Below are 19,207 nucleotides of genomic sequence, written 5' to 3' on the forward strand. Positions count from 1 at the left end.
GCGCGCGGGTCTGCCGCCGGTCGTGCGGATCCTCGGAGGCTTCCTGCTCCCGGCCACGATCCTCGTCGCCTGGCAGGCGGTCACCACGGCCGGTCTCATCGAGCCGTACCGACTGCCGACGCCGGGATCGGTCTTCCAGGCAGGGGTGGAACTCGCCGAATCCGGGCAGCTCTGGACCCACATCGCCATCTCCGTCCAGAGGGTGCTGCTCGGATTCGCGATCGGCGCGGTCTTCGGGCTCGCGGCGGCCGGCATCGTCGGGTTGTCGCGGTGGGGCGACGTGCTGCTCAGCCCGACCCTCGCCGCCGTCCGTGCCGTCCCGTCGCTCGCCTGGGTGCCGCTTCTGATCCTGTGGATGCAGATCGGTGAAGAGTCCAAGGTGACGCTGATCGCGATCGGCGCCTTCTTCCCGGTCTACACGACGGTCGCCTCCGCGCTCCGGCATGTCGATCCGCAGCTCGTCGAGGCCGGGCGCTCGTTCAGCCTGCATGGCTGGTCGCTGTTCCGCACGGTCCAGCTGCCGGCCGTCGTGCCGTCGGTCGTCGCGGGCCTGCGGCTCGCCCTCGCTCAGGCGTGGCTGTTCCTCGTCGCCGCCGAGCTGATCGCGTCGTCCATGGGGCTCGGCTTCCTGTTGACCGACTCGCAGAGCACGGGGCGCGTCGACCGCATCCTGCTCTCCATCGTGCTGCTGGCGCTGCTCGGTACGATCACCAACGGCGTGCTCGCGCTGTTGGAGAAGTACCTGCTGCGGCGATGGACGTGACGACGATCGAGGCCCGCCTGCAGGAGGAACGGGTCTACCCGCCGTCGGCTGCGTTTCCTGACGCCAACGTCACCGCGGAAGCCTACGCCCGGGCGGCGGCCGATCCTGTCGCGTTCTGGGAGGATGCGGCGCGCCGGCTGGACTGGGCGGAGCCGTGGACGTCGGTGCACGAATGGGAGCCGCCCGTCGACGGTGCGGTGCCGGCGGCGCGATGGTTCCTGGGCGGGCGGTTGAACGTCGCGGTGAACTGCGTCGACCGGCATGTGGACGAGGGACGGGGTGACAAGGTCGCTCTGCACTTCGAGGGGGAGCCGGGCGACCGGGTCTCCGTGACCTACGCCGACCTGCAGCGCCGGGTGGCCCAGGCGGCGCACGCGCTGGAAGGCCTGGGGATAGGACCGGGGGATCGCGTGGTGGTCTACCTCCCCGTGCTCGTGGAGACGGTCGTCATCACGCTGGCATGCGCGCGCATCGGTGCCGTGCACTCCCTCGTCTTCGGAGGTTTCTCGGCGGAGGCCGTGCGGTTCCGGCTCGAGGACACCGGGGCGAAGCTGCTCGTCACCAGCGACGGCCAGTTCCGGCGGGGGACGGCGACCGAGGTCAAGTCCGCCGCCGATGCCGCCGCTGCGGGATTGCCGGACCTCGAACACGTCCTCGTCCTCCGCCGTACCGGACAGCCGGTCCCGTGGACCGAAGGCCGGGACGTGTGGTGGCACGACGTCGTCGACACGGCTCCCACCGTGCATCGGGCGGAAGCCTTCGACGCCGAGCACCCGCTGTTCATCATCTACACCTCCGGCACGACCGGGAAGCCGAAGGGGCTCGTGCACACGTCGGGCGGCTATCTGACGCACGCGAGCTGGGCGCACTGGGCGCACTTCGACGCCAAGCCGAATGACGTCCATTGGTGCACGGCGGACCTCGCGTGGGTCACCGCGCACACCTACGAGATCTACGGACCGCTGTCGAACGGGCTCACGCAGGTCATCTACGAGGGCACTCCGGACGCTCCGGGTCGTGAGCGGCACCTGGAGATCATCGAGCGCTACGGGGTCACGGTCTACTACACGGCTCCGACGCTCATCCGCACCTTCATGACCTGGTTCGGCGACGAGCTGCCGAGCGGACACGATCTGTCGTCCCTTCGACTGCTGGGCACGGTGGGTGAGGCGATCAACCCGGAAGCCTGGGTCTGGTTCCGCCGGAACTTCGGGCGGGACCAACTCCCCGTCATCGATACCTGGTGGCAGTCGGAGACCGGCGCGGCGATGATCGCCCCTTTGCCCGGCGTCACGCCATTGAAGCCCGGCTCCGCATCGATCCCTCTTCCCGGGATCGACGTCGCGGTGGTCGACGAGAACGGTGACGAGGTGGCGCCGGGGCGATCGGGGACGCTGGTCGTCCGGCGGCCGTGGCCGGGAATGGCGCGGACGGTCTGGGGAAATCCGACCCGGTACCGCGACGCGTACTGGTCGGCGTACGCCGGCGTGGGCACGCACGGCGGCTACTACGTCGCCGGAGACGGGGCGACCAGGGACGCCGACGGCTTCATCTGGATTCTGGGGCGGCTCGACGACGTCGTGAACGTCTCCGGTCATCGCCTGTCCACGATCGAGATCGAGTCGGCGCTCGTGGCCCACGAGACGGTCGGCGAAGCCGGGTCCGCCGGAGTGGCGGACCCGGTGACTGGGCAGGCGGTCGTGGCATTCGTCACCCCGTCCGGCCGGGCGGAGATCGACGTGCGCGCGCTGCGCGCGCAGGTCGCCCTTTCGATCGGACCGGTCGCGAAGCCGAAGCACGTCGTCGTCGTACCCGATCTGCCCAAGACACGATCGGGGAAGATCATGCGCCGCCTCCTGGCCCAGCTCTGGGAGGCCGAGCAGGATCGACGCGCCGGACGGGAGCCGCAGGCGCTCGGCGATACGACATCACTGCAGAATCCCTGGACCGTCGACGACATCGCCGGCGCTCTCGCGGCAGAATCGAGGACATCATGACGGACGACCACCGCTTCGGGTTCCGCACCCGCGCTCTCCATGCCGGTGGCACACCGGACGCCGCCACCGGAGCGCGGGCGGTGCCGATCTATCAGACGACGTCGTTCGTGTTCGACGATGCGGCAGACGCCGGGAACCTCTTCGCGCTGCAGAAGTACGGCAACATCTACTCGCGCATCGGCAACCCCACCGTCGCGGCTCTGGAGGAGCGGCTGGCCTCGTTGGAGGGTGGCATCGGCGCGGTGGCCACCGCCTCGGGGATGAGTGCCGAGTTCATCACGTTCGCCGCGCTCGTCGGCGCCGGCGATCACGTCGTCGCGGCTGCACAGCTCTATGGCGGTACGGTCACGCAGCTCGATGTGACGCTGCGCCGCTTCGGCGTGGAGACGACGTTCGTCAGCTCCTCGGACCCGGCCGACTTCGCGGCGGCCATCCGGCCGGAGACTAAGGTCGTCTACGTCGAGATGATCGGGAACCCGTCCGGCGAGATCGCCGACATCGCGGGTCTCGCCGCCGTCGCGCATGAGGCGGGGGTGCCGCTCGTCGTCGACGCCACGCTGGCCACGCCGTACCTCGCGCGCCCACTGGAACACGGGGCGGACATCGTCATCCACTCGGTCACGAAGTTCCTCGGCGGGCACGGCACGACCCTCGGCGGCGTGGTCATCGAGAAGGGCACCTTCGACTGGGGCAACGGCAAGTTCCCCCAGATGACCGAACCGGTGGCCTCCTACGGCGGCATCTCCTGGTGGGGCAACTTCGGAGAGTACGGATTCCTCACCAAGCTGCGCTCCGAGCAGCTGCGCGACATCGGGCCGGCGCTGAGCCCGCAGTCGGCCTTCGCGCTCCTGCAGGGCGTGGAGACGCTGCCGCAGCGCATCGACGCCCACCTCGCGAATGCCCGGGTCGTCGCCGAGTGGCTGGCCGCCGACCCCCGCGTGTCCTACGTCACCTGGGCGGGGCTGGAAGGTCATCCGCATCACGAGCGTGCCGCCAGGTATCTGCCCCTGGGACCGGGATCCGTGTTCGCGTTCGGGGTCGCCGCCGAGGACGGCCGCGCCGCGGGGGAGGCGTTCATCGAGAACCTTCAGCTCGCGTCCCACCTCGCCAACATCGGCGACGCCCGCACCCTGGTGATCCACCCGGCCTCCACCACGCACCGCCAGCTCACCGAGGAGCAGCTCGTCGCCGCGGGCGTGCGCCCCGACCTGATCCGCATCTCCGTCGGCCTGGAGGATGCGGAGGACATCATCTGGGACCTCGACCAGGCCCTCACCCTCGCGACGGGAGCCCACCGATGAGCACGACCTCCGCCGGCGACGCCTGCGCCCTTCCTGCGACGACGGACGCGGCCAGCTGCGCGCTTCCCGCCGTCGCCGACCCAGGCCGCACCTGGACAGGACCCTCGCAGCCGCAGCGGTTCGGGCTGCTGCGGCGGGCACGATCCATCGCCATCGTCGGCGCTTCCGGGAACCCGTCGCGGGCCTCGTACTTCGTCGCGACCTACCTGCTGTCCAGCACGGACTACGACGTCTATCTCGTGAATCCGAGGGAGACCGAGATCCTCGGACAGCCGGTGTACCCCTCGCTGACCGCCCTTCCGGTGCAGCCGGACATCGTGGACGTGTTCCGCCGTCACGATGATCTCCCTGGCGTCGCGCAGGAGGCGGTCGACAGCGGGGCGAAGACCCTGTGGCTCCAGCTCGGATCCTGGAACGAGGAGGCCGCTGCGCTCGCGGAGGCGGCGGGTCTCTCGGTCGTCATGGACCGCTGCATCAAGATCGAGCACGCCCGCTTCCATGGCGGCCTGCACCTCGCGGGCTTCGACACCGGCGTGATCAGCTCCCGACGGCAGCTGCTCGCGCGCTGAGGGGCGCGCGCTCCGTTCCGCGCCCCTCAGGTGCAGATCGTGTCCGCCGTGGTGCGCTGCAGCGTCACGGGAACCTGAAGGTCGGTGAGGTGCCAGTCGAGGCTACGGCCGGTGAGCCGGGGCAACGAGGAGCACGTCCACGCGGGGTCCGGCGTGACGTGGCTGCCCGCGAGCACCCCCGCAGCGGTCCAGGAGGTCCACGTCCGGGGAAGGCCCGTCGCCTTCTTCAGATCCACGTCGACGTCGACGTGGTGCGACGCGCCCGGGGCGTTCGTGCTGATGTAGAAGTGGCCGGCGGTGTCGCTGATCTCCTCGTAGCGGATCGCCGTGATCGCGCAGGTGGTGGGGGCGGCCGACGGGCTGCTGTAGGCCTTGCATGTGTTCCCCGCGAACGGGGATAGCCACGCCGAGGCGGACGTCACCGTCGCCGTGACCACGGTCCGGTCCGTCCACGCGGCGCTGGTGGTCGGACTCCCTTGAGCGAACGCGGCGAAGACGAGCATCATCGCGAGGAGGAAGCCCACCATCGGGAGCGTTCCCCGCCATACCGCGGTCATGTGGTCGCGGGCCGACGCACGGGGCGCTCGACGGGACTCATCATGGTGAGGCCGAGCAGCCCCAGGAGTCCGAGGAACAGAGGCACCGCGACGGCGGGTGTCGTCATTCTCACGATCACGGTTCCCCACCCGGGGAGTTGCACGGTCGGCTTCCAGACTTCGCCGGACACGTGATAGTCGAGAGCGTCGGAGAATTCGTTGTCGTCGCCCTTCATCGTGATCGTGTAGGACCCATCGGCGGGTTCGATGGCCGTGATGCGATGTGTGACCAGCGAATCGGTGAGCGCACTCGGGAGGCTGACGACGTCGCCGACTTCCAGCGAGTCGGCCGGAGCCTTGGTGGCGATGAGAAGGTCTCCGGTCATGATCTCCGGTTCCATCGAACCCGAGATCACGACGAGAGGCTGGATGACCCCGGCGGCGGTGGCGCCCCAGACGACGCCACACGCCAATCCCGCAGCGGCCAGCGCCCAGAGGACGACGAGCGAGATCCGACGGAGGAGCTGCACCATGATTCGTCCTGTCTCTCGGCTACTGCGGCGGGGGGTCAGTTGGTGGCGGAGGCGGAGACCGTGACGACGATCGTGCCGGTCTTGCCCTGGTTGGTGGTCGGCCAGTCGGCGGGAGTGGTGACGACGAGTTCGAACTCGTCGGTCGCCGTGGCGCCGGACGCGGTCAGCGTCGGAGCCAACCCGTTGATCGTCGCGGTCGGCTTGACGGTGAAGTCCGTCGCGGCGTTGCCTGCGGCATACTCGACGACCGAGGTGAGTGCGGCGTTGACGGAGCTGGCGTTCTTCACCCAGAGCTTGATGGTCCGGGTCTCGCCCGGGAGCAGGTTCGCCAGCTTCTCGGCGGGGACGACGAGCTCGATGCTGTTCTTGTTGGCCGACTCCTTCCAGGTGGTTCCGTCGGTGGAGCCCTGAAGGTTGAAGGTGGCCCCCGCGGCGGGAGCGCTGAAGAAGGTGTTGTCGGTCCAGGCAGCGCTGGTGAGCGCGGCGCCGATCCCGCCGGTCGCAAGCACGGCCAGCGCGAAGGCCATGATCGGGCGGCGCCGTGAGCGCCGCTCGGTGCGGACAGGGGGTGTGGTGGCTTCCGTGTTCATCATGGCTTTAACGTTACGTACCACACCTCAGGGGGCTCTCAAGACCTCCTTAAGAAGGGCTGAGGTTTCCCCGATAGTTCGGTTTCGGCGACTCTCGAGCGCGCATTCGGGCCCGCGTGAGAGGATGGTCGGATGCCGCTCATCGCTCTCACCGGAGGCATCGCGTCAGGGAAGTCCACCATCGCGAACCGGCTCGCCGAGCTCGGCGCCGAGGTCGTCGACGCGGATCAGATCGTGCGAGAGGTGCAGGCGCCCGGATCCGAGGTGCTCGGAGAAATCGCACAGACGTTCGGCGAGGCCGTCATCGCCGAGGACGGCTCCCTCGACCGGGTTGCCCTCGGGGCGACCGTGTTCGGCGACCCGGACCGGCTCGCGCAGTTGAACGCCATCGTGCACCCCGCGGTGCGGGCAGAGTCCCAACGCCGTTTCGACGCCGCGTTCCGCGCTGATCCGGACGCCGTGGTCGTCTATGACGTGCCGCTCCTCGTGGAGGCTCGTGTGGATGACCCCTGGGATGAGATCGTCGTGGCGCACGCGCCGGAGGAGATTCGGCTCGAGAGGCTCGTCAGCCTGCGCGGGATGACCCCCGAGGCAGCTCGCGATCGGATCGCCGCCCAGGTCTCCGACGAACGGCGGCTCGCGATCGCCGACGTCGTGATCGACACCGCGGGGTCGATCGAGCACACTCTGGCGCAGACCGACGCGCTCTGGGAGCGGCTCCGCGCGCGCTGACCGCACGTCCGGGGACCGGCCGCCCTTCCGACGGACCGGCCCCGATGTCGGAGGGGCGGCATACGCTTGATGTATGCAGCCCACCCGCAGTGTCCGCCCCTTCGAGGTCATCAGCGAGTACGCCCCTGCCGGTGATCAGCCGCAGGCCATCGCCGAGCTGGCTTCCCGCATCAACGCGGGCGAGACCGACATCGTGCTGCTCGGCGCCACCGGAACAGGCAAGTCGGCGACCACGGCCTGGCTCGTCGAGCAGGTGCAGCGCCCGACGCTCGTGCTCGCGCACAACAAGACTCTCGCCGCGCAACTCGCCAACGAGTTCCGCGAGCTCATGCCGAACAACGCCGTCGAGTACTTCGTCTCGTACTACGACTACTACCAGCCCGAGGCCTACGTGCCGCAGACGGACACCTTCATCGAGAAGGACTCCTCGATCAACGCGGAGGTCGAGCGGCTCCGCCACTCGACGACGAACTCCCTGCTGAGCCGTCGCGACGTGGTCGTGGTGTCGACCGTCTCCTGCATCTACGGCCTGGGCGCTCCGGAGGAGTACCTGCGCGCGATGGTCGCGCTCCAGGTGGGGGAGCGGTACGACCGCGACGCCCTCATTCGCCAGTTCATCGCGATGCAGTACAACCGCAACGACGTCGACTTCTCGCGCGGCAACTTCCGGGTCCGCGGCGACACGATCGAGATCATCCCGGTATACGAGGAGCACGCGATCCGCATCGAGCTCTTCGGTGACGAGATCGAGGCGCTCTACTCGCTGCACCCGCTCACCGGCGAGGTCATCGAGAAGCTCGACGCGGTGCCGATCTTCCCCGCCTCGCATTATGTCGCCGGCACCGACGTCATCCAGCGCTCGATCGGCACCATCGAGCACGAGCTGGAAGAGCGCTTGAAGGAGTTCGAGCGTCAGGGCAAGCTCCTGGAAGCGCAGCGCCTGCGGATGCGGACGACCTTCGACCTGGAGATGCTGCAGCAACTCGGCTTCTGTTCCGGCATCGAGAACTACTCGCGTCACATGGATGGACGCATGCCGGGCGAGCCTCCGCACACGCTCCTCGACTTCTTCCCCGACGACTTCCTGCTCGTCATCGACGAGTCCCACGTCACCGTGCCGCAGATCGGTGCGATGTACGAAGGCGATGCGTCCCGTAAGCGCACGCTCGTCGACCACGGCTTCCGCCTGCCGAGCGCGATGGACAACCGACCGCTGCGCTGGGACGAGTTCAAGAACCGCGTGGGTCAGACCGTCTACCTGTCCGCGACCCCGGGCAAGTACGAGATGGGCATCGCCGACGGTGTGGTGGAGCAGATCATCCGACCCACCGGCCTCGTCGACCCGGAGATCATCGTCAAGCCCTCGAAGGGGCAGATCGACGATCTGCTCGAAGAGATCCGGCTGCGCGTGGAGCGGGACGAGCGTGTCCTCGTGACCACGCTCACGAAGAAGATGGCCGAGGAGTTGACCGACTTCCTCGGCGAGCACGGCGTGCGCGTGCGCTACCTGCACTCCGACGTCGACACCCTTCGTCGTGTCGAACTGCTGAGCGAGCTGCGTGCCGGTGTGTACGACGTCCTGGTGGGCATCAACCTGCTGCGAGAGGGACTCGACCTCCCGGAGGTGTCGCTCGTGGCGATCCTCGACGCCGACAAGGAAGGATTCCTCCGCTCCGGGACCTCACTCATCCAGACCATCGGCCGTGCGGCGCGTAACGTCTCGGGCGAGGTGCACATGTACGCCGACAACATGACGGATTCGATGGCCAAAGCCATCGAGGAGACCGATCGCCGGCGTGAGAAGCAGATCGCGTACAACAAGGAGCACGGCATCGATCCGCAGCCGCTGCGCAAGCGCATCGCGGACATCACGGAGGTGCTGGCACGCGAGGGGCAGGACACGGCGGAACTGATGTCCGGCCGCGGGCGTGCGTCGGGCAAGGGCAAGTCGCCCACGCCGAACCTGCGGCGCACCGGCATCGCGGCAGAGGGAGCCCAGCAGCTCGAGGCTACGATCCAGGACCTCACTGATCAGATGCTCGCGGCGGCCGCGGAGCTGAAGTTCGAGCTCGCCGGACGCCTGCGTGACGAGGTGCAGGATCTGAAGAAGGAGCTCCGCTCGATGGAGCGGGCGGGGCATGCGTAGACGGGGTCGACATGGATGCCGCAGGAGAGGAACTCGCGGACCGCGTCCGGGCCCTGCTCGGTGCTGACCCGTCTATCGAGGAGCGGCGGATGTTCGGAACCAGGGCATTCCTCGACGAGGGACGCATCCTGGTGGGAGCACGGAAGGACGGCACGCTTCTCGTCCGCGTGGACGAAGAGAACGGTGCGGTCGCCGTGACCCAGCCGGGAGCCTCGCGGGCGGTGATGGGCTCGCGCACGATGGGTTCCGGGTGGATCGATGTCGCCGCCTCCGCCATCGCGGACGATGCGGCGCTGATGATGTGGATCGATATGGCCCGCGAGTCCGTCGGCGCGGCGGTCGCAGAGGCCGACGACTGAGGGGTTGCCTACGGGCAGTGCACCAGCGTTCTGGGGCCAGAGCGGTCGATCTCGTGTTCGGTCATCGGCGCCCCGCAGAGGGGGCAGGCGCGTTCTGCGCGCTCGGCGGGAGTCGGCGGCGGCGTCTTCTCGTACGGTCCGACCGATGCCGGCCCGGCGAGGCGGACGAGGTTGGTGTTCACCCAGGCGTAGAGGCCGCCCGCTTCGCGGATGCGGGTGCGAAGCGGGGGGCGGCTGGAGTCGCGTGACATGATCATTAGCGTACTAATGATTCGTGCAGATGTATAGTCGGGAGCGTGACTGACACCGACGATCTGCTCCGGCTCGAGAACCAGCTCTGCTTCGCTGTAGTCACGGCGGCGCGGAACGTCGTGGCGATCTACCGGCCGATCCTCGAGCCGCTCGGCCTCACCCATCCGCAATACCTCGTGATGCTTGCACTCTGGGAACGTGCGCCTCGCACGCTGAACGACCTCGCGGCCGACCTCGCGCTCGAGCCCGCGACGGCCTCGCCCCTGGTCAAACGGCTCGAGGCCGATGGGCTCGTGGCGCGCCAGCGCAGCAGTCAGGACGAGCGTCGGCTCGAGATCACGCTCACGGACGCCGGTACGGCGCTGCGGGAACGGGCGGTCGACGTCCCGCGTCAGGTGATGGCCGCCGTGGGCATGGACATCGACGAGGTGGCGACGCTGCGCGACGGACTGGGCGCCTTCGCCGGGCGCCGCCCCGAGCACTCCTGACGGTTCCGCGGCATCCCGGTACGAAGCGCTGATGCGCGCATCCGCACCTCTAGGGTGGGAGGCATGTCGCGCCCCGAGCCTCCGGTCCTTGCGCCGGAGCGCGTGCGCCGACCGGGACCGCCGTTGCTCCTCGGCCTGGCCGCCGTCGCCGGACTGTTCGGTCTCCTCATGTTCGCGGCGGCCCTGCAGGGCACCCCGCAGTTCCCGTCGACGGACGCCGCGAGCCCATCGCCGCCGCCGGACAACGTCGTGCTCCCCGCCCCGGCGGCGACGGAGACGCCGCTGCCCCCGGAATCGTGGGGGGACTCGGTTCTCGCACAGGTGCTCGGGGTGGTCTTCGGTCTCGTGCTGGGGCTGGTCGTCCTCGCCCTCGTTCTCGTGGTCGTTCGCCAGCTCATCCGGTTCCTCATGCGGCTGTGGCGGGACCGCCCCCTCGCACGCCGCGATGGCGCGGCCACCGGGCCGGATGCCGGCCCCACGCCGCCGGAGATCCTTCCCGACGAGGTGATCATCCGCCACGGAGTGTCCGATGCGCTCCGCACGGTCATCGAACGACCAGAACCCGGTGACGCGATCATTGCGGCGTGGATCGGCTTGGAGGAATCCGCCGCGGACGCCGGTCAGGGTCGCGCGCCGACGGAGACCCCGGCAGAATTCACCGCCAGGGTGATCGGCGCCCGCCGCGGCATCGCGGCGGACGTCGTGGTCCTGCAAAGCCTCTATGAGCGGGTGCGTTTCGGCGGGCTGATCGCAGCCGAAGGCGACCGGCGGAGCGCCGCCGACGCGCTTCGCGGCATCAAGGCGGGATGGCGATGAGGGGGAGGATCATCCTGGTTCTGATCGGCGCCCTCGTCGCCGCTGGGCTTCTCGTCGTGATGCTCCTCTTCGGAGTGCCCGCCCCCTTCGCCGTCGCCTGGTCCCTCACCCTGCTCGCGATCGTCGCGGCCACTCGTCAGGCCTTCGTCGACGAGGTGGTCGTGTGGCCGCCGGAGGCGCCGCGAGCGGAGGTGCGCGGCTCGGACGTATCGCGGCTGGCGTGGGCCATCAACACCCGCACCGGCGTTGCGGGTCATGTCGTCGTCCGGCGGGTCCAGGGCGTGGTCCGTCGGCGCCTCGCGCATCTGGGCCTCGATCTCGATGACCCGGAGGACCACCCGCGTATCGACGTCGTGCTGGGAGACGGTGTCCGCGCCTCCCTGCATGCGCGAGAAGTGCAACGCGCGGACATCGAGCGCGTCCTCGACGCCCTTGACCGCATCCCTGCTGACACGGAGGAGACACCATGACCACCGACGAAACCGCCCAGATCGCCGACGTCGGACGCCGCGTGCTCGCGGGCGTCAAGACGGCCGTCGTCGGAATGGACGAGTCTCTGACCATCGCGCTCGGGGCCATCCTCGCGGGCGGGCACGTGCTGTTCGAGGACGTCCCCGGGCTCGGCAAGACGCTCGCCGCACGCAGCCTCGCCGGTGCACTCGGTCTGGACTTCCGTCGGCTGCAGTGCACGCCCGACATGTTGCCCGGCGATGTCACCGGGTCGTATGTCTACTCGCCGTCCACCGGCGACTTCACCTTCCGTCCTGGCCCGATCTTCACGGGTCTGCTGCTTGCGGATGAGATCAACCGGACGACGCCGAAGACACAGTCAGCGATGCTCGAGGCGATGGCCGAGCGACAGGTGACGGTGGAGGGCAACAGGTTCCCGCTCCCGCGTCCGTTCCACGTGATCGCCACCGCGAATCCGATCGAATACGAGGGGACGTACGCGTTGCCGGAGGCGCAGCTCGATCGCTTCATGGTGCGGCTCGCGGTGGGGTACCCCCAGCCGGAGGAGGAAGCGCGCATCATCCTCGACCGCATCGAGCGGCGGAGTCCGGATGTCGAGGTCGAGCCGGTCGTGGACGCCGAGGGTCTGCGAAGCATCCAGGCGGCGGTCGAGCGCATCCACGTCGATGCGGACGTCGTTCGGTACGGCGTCGAGCTCACCCGGGCGACGAGAGAGGCGGCGACGGTCGCCGTCGGCGCGTCGCCACGGGGCTCGCAAGCGCTCATCCTCCTCGGCCGTGCGCTCGCTGCTTTGGACGGGCGGGCCTATGTGCGGCCCGATGACCTCAAGCGCATCGCGGTGCCGGTCCTCGCGCATCGGCTGACGCTGACACCGCAGGCCTGGGCGCAGGGGGTGGACCCGCGAACGGTGGTCGACGCGGCCCTGGCGCGGACGGCCGTGCCTCCGACCGTCGCGGCGGCCCCGTGACGGACGAAACGGCGGTGCAGACGGCGACCACGGTCGCCTGGCGGCGGACGCCGGCCATCGCTCTCGGCATCGGCGGCGCCGCGATCATCGCCGCGGTGGGGCTCGCCTTCTCGCGTCCGGATGTCGTCGCCATCGGCCTGCCGTTGGCCCTGGCCGCGGGGTGGGCGCTTCTCCGCCGCCCGAGCCCCGGAGAAGCGCGGATCGCTCTGCGTGCGCACGCCGCGGGCAGCATCGATCGCCCGGAAGTGCGGACGGTCCTGGATGTGGTGCTGGCGGCGGATGCGGTACAGATCGCCGTGGACCAGGACGGGCGGCGAACCGGTCTCGCCGACGTTCGACCGGGAACGGCGTGCCTGATGGCGCGTGGCCTTCTGCAGCACTCGGGTCCGAGTGAGCCGCTCGCGGTGACTGTGCGGGGGGCGTGTCTCGACGGCGCCTGGGTCTCCGAGATCGTCCCTCGGACAGCGATCGCCTGGAACGCACCGCCGCGCGCGGTCCGGATCGGCAGCCTCCCGGTGGCGCCACGGCTCACCGGCCTGCACGGGTCGCACGTGGGCTCGCGTCCTGGACAGGGTGGCGACTTCCGGGATATCCAGCCCTTCGTCCCCGGAGACGAACTGCGTCGGGTGGACTGGCGCGCGACCGCCCGCGTCGCGCGCCGCCCTGGAGATCTCCTGGTGCGCAGGGATGACGCGCTCAGCGACTCTTCTGTCGTGCTCGCGATCGACACCGCCGAGGACCTTGGTGCTGCCGTGGCCGGCTGGGGGAGCGGCGACCCCGATCGCTCCGGAGTGACCTCGCTGGATCTCGCGCGGAAAGCGGCCCTCGCCATCGCCACCGCGGCGATCGGCATGGGCGACCGCGTGGCTTATCACGCGCTCTCTCCGGACGGCGTCTCGCTGCCCTCCGGCGGCGGCGCACGGCACCTCGCCCGGTTGCGCCGCGCGATCGCCGCGACCGGCATCGGCACCGACCCGTCCTATCGACGGTCCCCGGTCGTGCCGCCGGGGTCGATCGTCTTCGTGCTCTCGACGTTCGTGGACGGCGTGGCGGCGCGGCTGGCGACGAGCTGGCGCGCCGCCGGCCATGCCGTCGTCGCCGTCGATGTGCTTCCGACTCCCGAGGAGGGCCGCCTCGGTCGCGAGCAGCGGATCGCGCTCCGCACGCTGCTCGCCGAGCGCACCGACATCCTGGCCGAGCTGAGGCATGCGGGCATCGAGGTGGTGCCGTGGTCCGAGGACGTCGATGCCGCGATGCGGCTTGCTGCGCGCCGCCTTGCGCATCGCAGGACGGGGCGCCGATGACTCGCGCCGTCCGCTCCTTCCGCGCCGGTCCCGCGGTCCCGGGTGCCGTCCTCCGGCTGGCGGTGCTCGCCCTGGCCGCCGGGGGCGCACTGCTCCTGGTCCCGTTCCCGCTGTGGCAGGGCATCGCGGTGCTCGCCGCTGTCGTCGCCGGCGCGATCCCGCGCAGTCTCGCCGCCTGGGTGGCGCTGGCCTGCCTCCCGTTCGGCGTGATCCTCTCGGAGCCGGATCCCGTCAGGACCGCCCTTGCTGTGCTGTTCGTGCACGCCCTGCATGTCTGCGCGTCGCTGAGCCTGGTGGTGCCGCCGTCGTCGCGCGTGGCCCTGTCCGTCCTGCTCCCGAGTGCCGGCCGTCTCCTCGCCGTCCAGTCGATCGCGCAGCCGCTGGCCTTCGGCGTCTGGCTGCTCGCCGAGCGGCCGGACGCCCCCGAGGCCGCGATCTTCGCTCCGCTCGCCGCGGCGATGCTGCTCGGCGGGATCCTGGTCGCCCTCCGTGCGGCGAAACGGGCGGGCGAGGCGGCGTCCGGGGCAGGCGCGTTCGGCGTTCTCGGAGCCGATGTCCGTGGCCCCTCGTAGACTTGTTCGGTGCCCATCGTCCCCGTTGCTTCCCCAGGAAAACTCAGTGTCCGCGGCGCCCGCGTGCACAATCTCAAGAACGTCGACATCGACATCCCCCGCGACTCGCTGGTGGTCTTCACCGGCCTCTCCGGATCGGGGAAGTCGAGCCTCGCCTTCGACACGATCTTCGCCGAGGGGCAGCGCCGGTACGTCGAGTCGCTGAGCGCCTACGCGCGGCAGTTCCTCGGTCAGGTCGACCGGCCGGACGTCGACTTCATCGAGGGGCTGAGCCCGGCGGTGTCGATCGATCAGAAGTCGACGAACCGCAACCCGCGGTCGACGGTCGGCACGATCACCGAGATCTACGACTACATGCGTCTGCTCTGGGCGCGCATCGGCGTCCCGCACTGTCCCGTGTGCGGGGAGAAGATCCAGCGTCAGACCGTGCAGCAGATCGCCGATCAGCTGATGGAGCTCCCGGAGCGCACCCGCTACCAGGTGGTCGCGCCGATCGTCTCGCAGAAGAAGGGCGAGTTCGTCGATCTGTTCCGCGAGCTGGGTGCGAAGGGCTACTCGCGCGCCATCGTCGACGGCGATCTCATCCAGCTGGCCGAGCCGCCGACGCTCAAGAAGAGCTACAAGCACGACATCGCGGTGGTCGTCGACCGCCTCGTCGCCTCGCCCGACATCCTCGGACGCGTCACCGACTCGGTGGAGACCGCGCTCGGGCTCGCCGGCGGCGTCGTGCAGATCAACTACGTGGACGGCGAGGGCGACGACGCCTGGCAGACGTTCTCGGAGAAGCTCGCGTGCCCCAACGGCCACGCGCTCACCCTCACCGAGATCGAGCCGCGCACGTTCTCCTTCAACGCGCCGTTCGGCGCCTGCCCGGCCTGTTCGGGCCTCGGCACGCGGATGTCCGTGGACGTGGACCTGATGCTCGGCGACGAAGACCTCTCGATCCGCGAAGGGGTCATCATCCCCTGGACCACGCAGGGCAAGGGGCTCTTCCAGTACTACGAGCGGCTGCTCGAAGGACTCTCCCGAGACCTGGACTTCTCCCTCGACACCCCGTGGCGAGAACTCCACTCCGACGTCAAGGAGGCGGTCCTCCGCGGAGAGAACTACAAGGTCACCGTCAAGTGGAAGAACCGCTACGGCCGTGAGATGCGGTACGCGTCGGGCTTCGAGGGCGTGGTGCCGTACATCGAGCGCCAGTACCTGCAGGCCGAGTCGGACACCCAGCGCAGCCGCTGGGGCGAGTACCTCCGCGAGGTCCCCTGCCCCGTCTGCAACGGCGACCGCCTGAAGCCCGAGGTGCTGGCCGTGCAGGTGCACGGCCACTCCATCGCCGAGGTCTCGCACCTCAGCCTCGCCGATGCCCGCGCGTTCATGGAGAAGCTGCAGCTCACCGAGCGCGAGGCCAAGATCGCCGCGCAGGTGCTTCGCGAGATCCGCCTGCGTCTCGACTTCCTTCTCCAGGTCGGTCTGTCGTACCTCAACCTCAGCCGTTCGGCGGGGTCGCTGTCCGGTGGTGAGGCGCAGCGCATCCGTCTCGCGACCCAGATCGGCTCGGGCCTGACCGGAGTGCTCTACGTCCTCGACGAGCCCTCGATCGGCCTCCATCAGCGCGACAACCGTCGACTCATCGAGACGCTGCTCACCCTGCGCGACCTCGGGAACACTCTGATCGTCGTCGAGCACGACGAGGAGACCATCGAGGCGGCCGACTGGGTGGTCGACATCGGCCCCGGCGCCGGCGTCAACGGCGGTGCGGTGGTCCACTCGGGTCCGTATTCCGCGCTGCTCGCCGACACCGACTCCATGACCGGCGACTACCTCTCCGGTCGCCGGGAGATCCCGATGCCGGACAAGCGGCGGAAGATCGACAAGAAGCGCATGCTGAGCGTCGTCGGCGCGCGCGCGAACAACCTCCGCAACGTCACGGCCGACTTCCCGCTCGGCGTGCTCACCGCCGTCACCGGCGTCAGCGGGTCCGGGAAGTCGTCCCTCGTGAACGACATCCTGTATCAGGTGCTCGCCTCGCGACTCAACGGGGCGCGGACCGTCCCGGGCAAGCACACGCGCGTGACCGGGCTCGACAACCTCGACAAGGTCGTGCACGTCGACCAGGCGCCGATCGGCCGCACGCCGCGGTCGAACCCGGCGACGTACACCGGCGTCTTCGACCGCATCCGCACGCTCTTCAGCGAGACGCCCGAGGCGAAGGTCCGCGGCTATCAGCCGGGCCGGTTCAGCTTCAACGTCAAGGGCGGGCGCTGCGAGGCCTGCTCGGGCGACGGCACGATCAAGATCGAGATGAACTTCCTCCCGGACGTCTACGTCGACTGCGAGGTGTGCCACGGCAAGCGGTACAACCGCGACACCCTGGCCGTGCATTACAAGGGCAAGAACATCGCCGAGGTTCTGGAGATGCCCATCGAGGAAGCGGCCGAGTTCTTCGAGCCGATCCAGGCCATCCACCGCTACATGAAGACGCTGGTCGACGTGGGGCTGGGATACGTCCGCCTCGGTCAGTCGGCGACCACGCTCTCCGGCGGCGAGGCGCAGCGCGTGAAGCTCGCGACCGAGCTCCAGCGCCGCAGCAACGGCCGCAGCATCTACGTGCTCGACGAGCCGACGACGGGTCTGCACTTCGAAGACGTCCGTAAGCTCCTCGAGGTGCTGAACGGCCTGGTGGACAAGGGCAACACGGTCATCGTCATCGAGCACAACCTCGACGTGATCAAGTCGGCCGACTGGGTGATCGACCTCGGTCCCGAGGGCGGCTCCGGCGGCGGCACGATTCTCGCCACCGGCACGCCGGAGCAGATCGCGCGGGTCGAGGAGAGCCACACCGGCCAGTTCCTCGCCGAGATCCTGGGTGAGGGGCGCGCCGCGCGGAAGGCCAGTTGATGGCCGACGTCCTACCGTACAAACCCCGGGCCGGCGAGATCCCGACCGACCCGGGGGTGTACCGGTTCCGTGACGCCAACGGCCGCGTGCTGTACGTCGGCAAGGCGAAGAACCTCCGTCAGCGGCTGTCGAACTACTTCGCTCCGCTGCGGACGCTGCACGAGCGCACCCGGCGGATGGTGACGACGGCGGCCTCGGTGGAGTGGACGGTGGTCCCGACGGATGTGGACTCGCTGCAGCTCGAGTACATGTGGATCAAGGAGTTCGATCCGCCGTTCAACGTCAAGTACCGGGACGACAAGTCGTATCCGTTCATGGCGGTGACGCTGGGGGACGAGGCGCCGCGTGTGCTCGTCACTCGCAACCGGAAGATCCCCGGTGCGCGCTACTTCGGCCCGTATCCGAAGGTCTGGGCCGTGCACGAGACCATCGACCTGATGATCAAGGCGTTCCCGATCCGCACCTGCAGCGACGCGAGCTACAAGCGCGCGATGCAGACCGGACGGCCGTGCTTCCCCGGCCAGATCGGCAAGTGTGGCGGGCCGTGCTCGATGACCGTCTCGATCGAGGAGCATCGCGCCATGGTCGATGACTTCGTCGCGTTCATGGCAGGCGGTGACGAGCGTTTCACCCGCGAGCTCACCCAGCGCATGCTCGCGGCTTCGGCGGCCATGGACTACGAAGCGGCGGCGAAGTACCGCGACAAGCTCACGGCGATCGAGGCTGTCCTCGGCAAGAGCGCCCTCGTGCTGCCCGCCGACGAGGACGCCGATCTGTTCGGCATCGCCGAGGACGAGCTCGCCGCCGCGGTGCAGCATTTCGTCATCCGCGGTGGCCGGGTGCGGGGCGTCCGGGCCCTGACGATCGAGAAGGAGATCGACATCACGGGTGGCGACCTCGTGGAGCAGGTCCTCCAGCAGGCGTACGGCGAGGCGCAGGATGTGCCGAGGCGCATCCTCGTCCCGGTGCTTCCCGACGATGCCTCCGAACTCGAGGTGTGGCTGCGCGAACGCCGTGGACGGAAGGTCGAGATCGCGGTGGCGCATCGGGGCCAGCGCGCCGACCTCATGCGCACCGCCACCCTCAACGCGCAGCAGGCGCTGATCCGGCACAAGACCCGGCGCACGAGCGACTACGTCGCCCGCACCCAGGCGCTCACCGACCTCCAGGAAGCTCTGGGCATGGAGGAGGCGCCGCTCCGGATCGAGTGCTTCGACATCTCTCACCTCGGCGGGACCAACGTCGTGGCCTCCATGGTCGTCTTCGAGGACGGGCTGCCGCGGAAGGACCAGTATCGGACCTTCAACATCGCGGAGACCACCGACGACACCGACTCGATGTATCAGGTGCTGCGACGCCGGCTGGCCTACCTCGATCGGCCGGAGGAGCAGGAGACCATCGACCCGACCACCGACGACATCGTGGCGGAGGACGTCGGTGAGGCCGGAGTGCGCCGCAAGCCGCGCTTCGCCTATCCGCCGCAGCTGCTGCTCGTGGACGGCGGAAAGCCGCAGGTGGAGGCAGCCGCCCGTGCGCTGCGCGACGCCGGGCACACCGAGATCGCCGTGTGCGGCATCGCCAAGCGGCTGGAGGAGATCTGGCTGCCCGACGATGACTTCCCGGTGATCCTGCCGCGTACCAGCGAGTCCCTGTACCTGCTCCAGCGCCTTCGCGACGAAGCCCACCGCTTCGCCATCACGCATCAGCGCAAGAAGCGCAAGAAGGACATCACCACGGTGCTCGCCGAGGTCCCGGGACTGGGCGCCTCGCGGATCAAGGTGCTGCTCAAGCACTTCGGATCGGTCACCGCGTTGCGAGCCGCCGAACCCCAGCAGATCCAGGAGGTCCAGGGGATCGGACCGGTGCTGGCGCAGAACATCCATACGCACCTGTCCACTCGCTAGGCTGGGAGG

19 protein-coding genes are annotated in these 19,207 nt (G+C 69.3%); 15 read left to right on the forward strand and 4 right to left on the reverse strand.

Annotated elements, in window-relative coordinates; genetic code table 11:
• The first annotated feature begins 10 nt into the window (after positions 1–10).
• Genes CYL12_RS02095 through CYL12_RS02110 form a run of 4 tightly spaced genes read left to right on the forward strand, consistent with a single transcriptional unit; the run spans position 11 to position 4,630 of the window.
• A complete protein-coding gene (locus CYL12_RS02095) occupies positions 11–763 on the forward strand; it encodes an ABC transporter permease (protein ID WP_233486871.1) in 753 nt (250 codons plus the stop codon).
• On the forward strand, positions 754–2,760 hold the full coding sequence (acs, locus tag CYL12_RS02100; RefSeq protein ID WP_101845099.1) for an acetate--CoA ligase: 2,007 nt from the start codon (positions 754–756) through the stop codon (positions 2,758–2,760). The genes CYL12_RS02095 and acs overlap by 10 nt, the downstream gene beginning before the upstream one ends.
• Positions 2,757–4,061 carry an O-acetylhomoserine aminocarboxypropyltransferase/cysteine synthase family protein gene (locus CYL12_RS02105; RefSeq protein ID WP_101845102.1) on the forward strand — a complete coding sequence of 435 codons (1,305 nt, stop codon included), beginning with the start codon at positions 2,757–2,759 and terminating at the stop codon, positions 4,059–4,061. The genes acs and CYL12_RS02105 overlap by 4 nt, the downstream gene beginning before the upstream one ends.
• On the forward strand, positions 4,058–4,630 hold the full coding sequence (locus tag CYL12_RS02110) for a CoA-binding protein (RefSeq protein WP_101845104.1): 573 nt from the start codon (positions 4,058–4,060) through the stop codon (positions 4,628–4,630). The genes CYL12_RS02105 and CYL12_RS02110 overlap by 4 nt, the downstream gene beginning before the upstream one ends.
• 26 nt (positions 4,631–4,656) lie before the next feature.
• Here the strand turns inward: CYL12_RS02110 and CYL12_RS02115 are convergent, their stop codons facing one another.
• From CYL12_RS02115 to CYL12_RS02125, 3 genes are read right to left on the reverse strand one after another with little or no spacing between them, the layout of a single operon-like run.
• Positions 4,657–5,187 (reverse strand): hypothetical protein, encoded by a 531-nt coding sequence (locus tag CYL12_RS02115; RefSeq protein WP_158297067.1) that lies wholly within the window; start codon positions 5,185–5,187, stop codon positions 4,657–4,659.
• Positions 5,184–5,699: a signal peptidase I gene (locus CYL12_RS02120; RefSeq protein ID WP_233486813.1), complete on the reverse strand. Its 516-nt coding sequence runs from the start codon at positions 5,697–5,699 to the stop codon at positions 5,184–5,186. Before CYL12_RS02120 ends, CYL12_RS02115 begins: the two co-directional genes overlap by 4 nt.
• Positions 5,700–5,734: 35 nt before the next feature.
• Complete coding sequence (locus tag CYL12_RS02125) at positions 5,735–6,292, reverse strand: hypothetical protein (protein WP_101845108.1); 558 nt, start codon at positions 6,290–6,292, stop codon at positions 5,735–5,737.
• Between the two features lie 129 nt (positions 6,293–6,421).
• On the opposite strand from CYL12_RS02125, the gene coaE reads away from it, so the two are divergent.
• From coaE to CYL12_RS02140, 3 genes are all read left to right on the forward strand, one after another.
• Positions 6,422–7,021: a dephospho-CoA kinase gene (coaE, locus tag CYL12_RS02130; protein WP_101845111.1), complete on the forward strand. Its 600-nt coding sequence runs from the start codon at positions 6,422–6,424 to the stop codon at positions 7,019–7,021.
• Between the two features lie 73 nt (positions 7,022–7,094).
• Positions 7,095–9,167, forward strand: a complete 2,073-nt coding sequence (gene uvrB, locus CYL12_RS02135) for an excinuclease ABC subunit UvrB (protein ID WP_025105040.1) — start codon at positions 7,095–7,097, stop codon at positions 9,165–9,167.
• Positions 9,168–9,178: 11 nt separating this feature from the next.
• Complete coding sequence (locus tag CYL12_RS02140) at positions 9,179–9,526, forward strand: TfoX/Sxy family protein (protein ID WP_101845113.1); 348 nt, start codon at positions 9,179–9,181, stop codon at positions 9,524–9,526.
• 8 nt (positions 9,527–9,534) lie between these two features.
• On the opposite strand, the gene CYL12_RS02145 is transcribed toward CYL12_RS02140, so the two are convergent.
• Complete coding sequence (locus CYL12_RS02145; protein ID WP_199399173.1) at positions 9,535–9,777, reverse strand: hypothetical protein; 243 nt, start codon at positions 9,775–9,777, stop codon at positions 9,535–9,537.
• A 45-nt stretch (positions 9,778–9,822) separates the two neighbouring features.
• Between CYL12_RS02145 and CYL12_RS02150 the strand changes: the two genes are divergently transcribed.
• The 8 genes from CYL12_RS02150 to uvrC all read left to right on the forward strand — a co-directional run bounded on the left by CYL12_RS02150 (position 9,823) and on the right by uvrC (position 19,198).
• Positions 9,823–10,266, forward strand: coding sequence for a MarR family winged helix-turn-helix transcriptional regulator (locus CYL12_RS02150; RefSeq protein WP_101845117.1), 444 nt, complete (start codon positions 9,823–9,825; stop codon positions 10,264–10,266).
• 63 nt (positions 10,267–10,329) lie between these two features.
• On the forward strand, positions 10,330–11,082 hold the full coding sequence (locus CYL12_RS02155; RefSeq protein WP_101845119.1) for a DUF4129 domain-containing protein: 753 nt from the start codon (positions 10,330–10,332) through the stop codon (positions 11,080–11,082).
• Positions 11,079–11,552 (forward strand): hypothetical protein, encoded by a 474-nt coding sequence (locus tag CYL12_RS02160; RefSeq protein WP_233486814.1) that lies wholly within the window; start codon positions 11,079–11,081, stop codon positions 11,550–11,552. Before CYL12_RS02155 ends, CYL12_RS02160 begins: the two co-directional genes overlap by 4 nt.
• A complete protein-coding gene (locus tag CYL12_RS02165; RefSeq protein ID WP_101845123.1) occupies positions 11,549–12,520 on the forward strand; it encodes an AAA family ATPase in 972 nt (323 codons plus the stop codon). The genes CYL12_RS02160 and CYL12_RS02165 overlap by 4 nt, the downstream gene beginning before the upstream one ends.
• Positions 12,517–13,824, forward strand: coding sequence for a DUF58 domain-containing protein (locus tag CYL12_RS02170; protein WP_233486815.1), 1,308 nt, complete (start codon positions 12,517–12,519; stop codon positions 13,822–13,824). The genes CYL12_RS02165 and CYL12_RS02170 overlap by 4 nt, the downstream gene beginning before the upstream one ends.
• Positions 13,821–14,396, forward strand: coding sequence for a hypothetical protein (locus CYL12_RS02175; protein WP_101845125.1), 576 nt, complete (start codon positions 13,821–13,823; stop codon positions 14,394–14,396). Before CYL12_RS02170 ends, CYL12_RS02175 begins: the two co-directional genes overlap by 4 nt.
• Before the next feature lie 9 nt (positions 14,397–14,405).
• Positions 14,406–17,294 carry an excinuclease ABC subunit UvrA gene (gene uvrA, locus CYL12_RS02180; protein ID WP_101845128.1) on the forward strand — a complete coding sequence of 963 codons (2,889 nt, stop codon included), beginning with the start codon at positions 14,406–14,408 and terminating at the stop codon, positions 17,292–17,294.
• Complete coding sequence (gene uvrC, locus CYL12_RS02185) at positions 17,294–19,198, forward strand: excinuclease ABC subunit UvrC (RefSeq protein ID WP_101845130.1); 1,905 nt, start codon at positions 17,294–17,296, stop codon at positions 19,196–19,198. The genes uvrA and uvrC overlap by 1 nt, the downstream gene beginning before the upstream one ends.
• Positions 19,199–19,207: the final 9 nt, after the last annotated feature.

Origin of the sequence: Zhihengliuella sp. ISTPL4 (genome assembly GCF_002848265.1) — a bacterium.
Classification (GTDB): domain Bacteria; phylum Actinomycetota; class Actinomycetes; order Actinomycetales; family Microbacteriaceae; genus Microbacterium.

Coding starts and splice junctions, on each gene's coding strand:
- acs (WP_101845099.1), top strand. CDS start 754: ATGGACGTGACGACGATCGAGGCCCGCCTGCAGGAGGAACGGGTCTAC.
- CYL12_RS02105 (WP_101845102.1), top strand. CDS start 2,757: ATGACGGACGACCACCGCTTCGGGTTCCGCACCCGCGCTCTCCATGCC.
- CYL12_RS02110 (WP_101845104.1), top strand. CDS start 4,058: ATGAGCACGACCTCCGCCGGCGACGCCTGCGCCCTTCCTGCGACGACG.
- CYL12_RS02115 (WP_158297067.1), bottom strand. CDS start 5,187: ATGACCGCGGTATGGCGGGGAACGCTCCCGATGGTGGGCTTCCTCCTC.
- CYL12_RS02120 (WP_233486813.1), bottom strand. CDS start 5,699: ATGGTGCAGCTCCTCCGTCGGATCTCGCTCGTCGTCCTCTGGGCGCTG.
- CYL12_RS02125 (WP_101845108.1), bottom strand. CDS start 6,292: ATGATGAACACGGAAGCCACCACACCCCCTGTCCGCACCGAGCGGCGC.
- coaE (WP_101845111.1), top strand. CDS start 6,422: ATGCCGCTCATCGCTCTCACCGGAGGCATCGCGTCAGGGAAGTCCACC.
- uvrB (WP_025105040.1), top strand. CDS start 7,095: ATGCAGCCCACCCGCAGTGTCCGCCCCTTCGAGGTCATCAGCGAGTAC.
- CYL12_RS02140 (WP_101845113.1), top strand. CDS start 9,179: ATGGATGCCGCAGGAGAGGAACTCGCGGACCGCGTCCGGGCCCTGCTC.
- CYL12_RS02145 (WP_199399173.1), bottom strand. CDS start 9,777: ATGTCACGCGACTCCAGCCGCCCCCCGCTTCGCACCCGCATCCGCGAA.
- CYL12_RS02155 (WP_101845119.1), top strand. CDS start 10,330: ATGTCGCGCCCCGAGCCTCCGGTCCTTGCGCCGGAGCGCGTGCGCCGA.
- CYL12_RS02160 (WP_233486814.1), top strand. CDS start 11,079: ATGAGGGGGAGGATCATCCTGGTTCTGATCGGCGCCCTCGTCGCCGCT.
- CYL12_RS02165 (WP_101845123.1), top strand. CDS start 11,549: ATGACCACCGACGAAACCGCCCAGATCGCCGACGTCGGACGCCGCGTG.
- CYL12_RS02175 (WP_101845125.1), top strand. CDS start 13,821: ATGACTCGCGCCGTCCGCTCCTTCCGCGCCGGTCCCGCGGTCCCGGGT.
- uvrC (WP_101845130.1), top strand. CDS start 17,294: ATGGCCGACGTCCTACCGTACAAACCCCGGGCCGGCGAGATCCCGACC.